The organism is Nonomuraea sp. NPDC001684 (assembly GCF_053596515.1).
This window is the reverse complement of the sequence record NZ_JBSFGJ010000648.1, coordinates 1-3,954: the sequence shown is the minus strand read 5'-3', so window position 1 is coordinate 3,954 and position 3,954 is coordinate 1. Positions and strand designations below refer to the sequence as shown.

At 72.1% G+C, this 3,954-nt stretch carries 6 protein-coding genes; all 6 read left to right on the top strand.

Features of this window, described 5'->3' with window-relative positions:
- On the top strand, positions 1 to 429 hold a 429-nt coding region (locus tag ACWCSD_RS49295), incomplete at its 5' end, for an urea transporter (RefSeq protein ID WP_449926232.1).
- Between the two features lie 9 nt (positions 430 to 438).
- On the top strand, positions 439 to 744 hold the full coding sequence (locus ACWCSD_RS49290) for an urease subunit gamma (RefSeq protein WP_352330244.1): 306 nt from the start codon (positions 439 to 441) through the stop codon (positions 742 to 744).
- Between the two features lie 31 nt (positions 745 to 775).
- Positions 776 to 1,336, top strand: a complete 561-nt coding sequence (locus ACWCSD_RS49285) for an urease subunit beta (protein WP_449926229.1) — start codon at positions 776 to 778, stop codon at positions 1,334 to 1,336.
- A 4-nt stretch (positions 1,337 to 1,340) separates the two neighbouring features.
- Positions 1,341 to 3,065, top strand: a complete 1,725-nt coding sequence (gene ureC / locus ACWCSD_RS49280; protein ID WP_449926226.1) for an urease subunit alpha — start codon at positions 1,341 to 1,343, stop codon at positions 3,063 to 3,065.
- Positions 3,062 to 3,733 carry an urease accessory protein UreF gene (locus tag ACWCSD_RS49275; RefSeq protein WP_449926223.1) on the top strand — a complete coding sequence of 224 codons (672 nt, stop codon included), beginning with the start codon at positions 3,062 to 3,064 and terminating at the stop codon, positions 3,731 to 3,733. The genes ureC and ACWCSD_RS49275 overlap by 4 nt, the downstream gene beginning before the upstream one ends.
- Before the next feature lie 16 nt (positions 3,734 to 3,749).
- The coding region (locus ACWCSD_RS49270; RefSeq protein WP_449926220.1) for a GTP-binding protein at positions 3,750 to 3,954 on the top strand (205 nt) is incomplete at its 3' end.

Below are 3,954 nucleotides of genomic sequence, written 5' to 3'. Positions count from 1 at the left end.
TGGCAGGGGCTGCTGAACGGCGTCGGCCAGGTGTTCTTCCAGGGCAAGTGGTACGTCGGCCTGATCTTCCTGATCGGACTGGCGTTCGCCGGGTGGCGGGTGGCGGGGGCCGCGCTGGCCGCCAGCGCCGTCGGGATCCTGGTGGCCGTGCTGCTCGGCGCGCCCGCGGCCGACATCGGCGCCGGCCTGTACGGCTACAACGCGGTGCTCACCGGCATCGCGCTGTGCTGCGCGTTCGTCGTGCCGACCGTCCTCGGCCTGCTGTACGCCCTGGCCGGCGTGGTGTCGGCGACCGTGCTGACGGCGTTCGTCGGCCACCTGTTCGCGCCGGTCGGCGGGCACACCCTGACCTGGCCCTTCGTCCTGGTCACCTGGATCTTCCTGGCGGCGGTCCCGGCGTTCTCCGGCGTCCGGCGCGCTTCCACCTAAGGAGAGCTCATGAACCTCGCACCGCGCGAGATCGACAAGCTGCTGATCTACGTCGTCGCCGACCTGGCCGCCAAGCGCCGCGAGCGCGGCGTGAAGCTGAACTACAGCGAGGCGGTGGCGCTGATCAGCGTCGCGGTCCTGGAGGCCGCCCGGGACGGCAGGACGGTGGCCGAGTGCATGGAGCTCGGCAAGCAGGTGCTCGGCGCCGGGGACGTCATGCCCGGGGTGCGCGAAATGCTCAAGCTGATGCAGGTCGAGGCGTCGTTCAAGGACGGCTCCAAGCTCGTTTCCTGCCACGACCCCATCGGCGGCTGACACCGCCGCGACCAGAAAGGAGCGGTTCGCCATGACGGACACGGACCGGATCATGTACGGGGACGAGCCGATCGAGATCAACGCCGGTCGCGCCACGGTCACCCTGACCGTGCGCAACACCGGCGACCGGGCCATCCAGGTCGGCTCGCACTTCCACTTCTTCGAGGCGAACCGGGCGCTCAGTTTCGACCGCGAGAAGGCGTACGGCATGCATCTCGACATCCCGGCCGGCACCGCCGTACGCATCGAGCCGGGCGACACCCGCCAGGTCACCCTGGTCGAGTTCGCCGGCGGCATGCGCGTCGTCGGCTTCGCCGGCCTGGTGGACGGCGGCCTGCGGGCCAGGGACAGCCGCACCCGCGCCCTGCGCCGCCTGGCCGAGCTCGGGTACGCCGACCAGCCGGAGCCGGGGGCCACGGTCCGCGCGCCGGGCGAGGAGCCTCCGGCGCACAAGGAGCCGCCTACACGCGAGGAGCCGCCCGCGCGCAAGGCGCCCGCCAAGAAGGCCGCCCCCAAGAAACCGGCAGCCAAGGAACCCGCCGCCAAGGAACCGGCAGCCAAGCAGCCGGCCGCCAGGAAGAAGAAGGCCTGAGCCGATGAGCACCATGAACCGCAGGCAGTACGTCGCCATGTTCGGCCCGACCGTGGGCGACCGGGTCCGGCTGGCCGACACCAACCTGGTGATCGAGATCGAGAAGGACCACACGGCCGGCTTCTACGGCGACGAGGCCGTCTACGGCGGCGGCAAGACCGCCCGCGACGGCATGGCGGCCGACCCCGGGTCCCAGAACGCCACGATCGCGCTCGACCTGGTGATCACCAACGCGGTCGTGCTGGACCCGGTGCTCGGCGTGGTCAAGGGCGACATCGGCATCAAGGACGGGCGGATCGTCGGGATCGGCAAGGCGGGCAACCCGCACACCCAGAACGGCGTGGACCGCCGCCTGGTGATCGGCGCCGGGACGGAGGTGCTGGCGGGCGAGAACATGATCGCCACGCCGGGGGCGATCGACCCGCACGTGCACCTGATCGCGCCACAGCAGGCCGAGGCCGCGCTCACCAACGGCGTCACGACGCTGATCGGCGGCGGCACCGGCCCCACCGACGGCACCCGCGGCACCACCTGCACGCCCGGCCCGTGGAACATCGGCCGCATGTTGCAGGCCGTCGAGGCGCTGCCGGTGAACATCGGCATCATGGCCAAGGGCAACGCCAGCCTGCCGGCCGCGCTGGCCGAGCAGATCGAGGCCGGGGCGTGCGCGCTGAAGGTGCACGAGGACTGGGGCTCCACCCCGGCGGTGGTGGACTGCGCGCTGCGCATCGCCGACGAGTACGACGTCCAGGTGGCGTTGCACGCCGACAGCCTCAACGAGGCCGGCTACCTGGAGGACACGATCAGCGCCATCGACGGCCGGGCGATCCACACCTTCCACACCGAGGGCGCGGGCGGCGGTCACGCGCCGGACATGATCCGCATCGCCGGCGAGCCGAACGCGCTGCCGTCCTCGACGAACCCGACGCTGCCGTACACCATCAACTCGGCCGACGAGCTGCTGGACATGGTGATGGTCTGCCACCACCTCAACCACGACATCCCCGAGGACGTCTCCTTCGCCGACAGCCGGGTGCGGGTGGAGACCATCGCGGCCGAGACCGTGCTGCAGGACATGGGCGTGATCAGCATGTTCTCCTCCGACTCCCAGGCGATGGGCCGGATCGGGGAGACCTTCACCCGCGCCTTCCAGACCGCCCACCACTGCAAGGACCAGCGCGGCCGGCTGCCGGAGGACTCCGAGCGCAACGACAACGCGCGGGTGCTGCGCTACCTGGCCAAGCTGACCATCAACCCGGCCCGGACGACCGGCATCGCCGAGCACGTCGGCTCGCTGGAGGACGGCAAGCTGGCCGACGTCGTGCTGTGGCCGTTCACCTCGTTCGGGGCCAAGCCGGCGCTGGTGGTCAAGGGCGGCCTGATCAACTGGTCGCAGATGGGCGACCCGAACGCGTCGCTGCCCACGCCGCAGCCGGTCTACTACCGGCCGATGTTCGGCGCGATGGGGATGGCGCAGCGCAAGAGCAGCGTGACGTTCCTGCCGGACGCCGCCATCGCCGCCGGGGTGCCGGACCGGCTCGGCCTGCAACGGCTGATCGCCAGGGTGCGCCACACCAGGACGGTGGACAAACGGCACATGATCCGCAACAACGCGCTGCCGAGGATCACCGTGGACCCCGAGACGTACAAGGTCACGGTGGACGGCGAGCACGCGACCATCGCGCCGGCCCGCGAGCTGCCGCTGAACCACCTGTTCTTCCTGGCATGAGCCTGCTCGCCCAGCTCCAGCTCACCGACTCGGCCTTCCCGGGCGGCCTCTACACGCTCTCGCACGGGCTGGAGGCGTACGCGCAGGCCGGCCCGGTGGACGTCGCCGCGCTGCTGGAGGACCTGCTGCTGCACGCGGCGGGGCCGGGCGACGCCACCGCCCTGGTCCTGACCCACCGGGCGGTGACGGCCGGCGACTGGGACGCGGTGACCGAGGTGGACCGGCGGCTGCACGCCGTCAAGCTCGGCCGGGAGATCCGGGCCGCCGCCACCAGGACCGGCAACCAGGTCCTGCGCACGGCCGCCCTGGTCTTCGCGACGCCGGCGCTGGCCCGCCTGTCGGAGCTGGTCGATGCCAGGGTCACGCCGGGCAACCACGCCGTCGTGCTGGGCACGGCCTACGCCGGGCTGGGCGTCCGGGAGGCCGACGCGGTGACCGGCGACCTGTACGCGTTCGCCGCGAGCTGGGTCAGCGCCGCCGTACGGCTGCGCCTGCTGGACTTCCGCCAGGCCCAGGCCACCCTGTACGGCGCGTCCGGCGCGATCGGGCGGGCCGCCGGGCACGCCCTGACCGCCCGAGGCCCGCTGGACCTGCACGCCGCCACGCCGCTCGCGGACACGATGAGCGCCGCCCACGAACGGGCCGAGGCCCGGCTGTTCACCACCTGAGAAGGGAAGCGTCCCGATGCATCACCACCACCCGCACCCGCACCCCGCCGTGAACGTGCCCGCGGGCACCGCCATGGACCGCGTCTTCAAGATCGGCGTCGGCGGCCCGGTCGGCTCCGGCAAGACCGCCCTCATCGAGGCGCTGGTGCCCGTGCTGCTCGACCGCGGACGCAGCGTGGCCGTCGTCACCAACGACATCTACACCCAGGAGGACGCCCAGC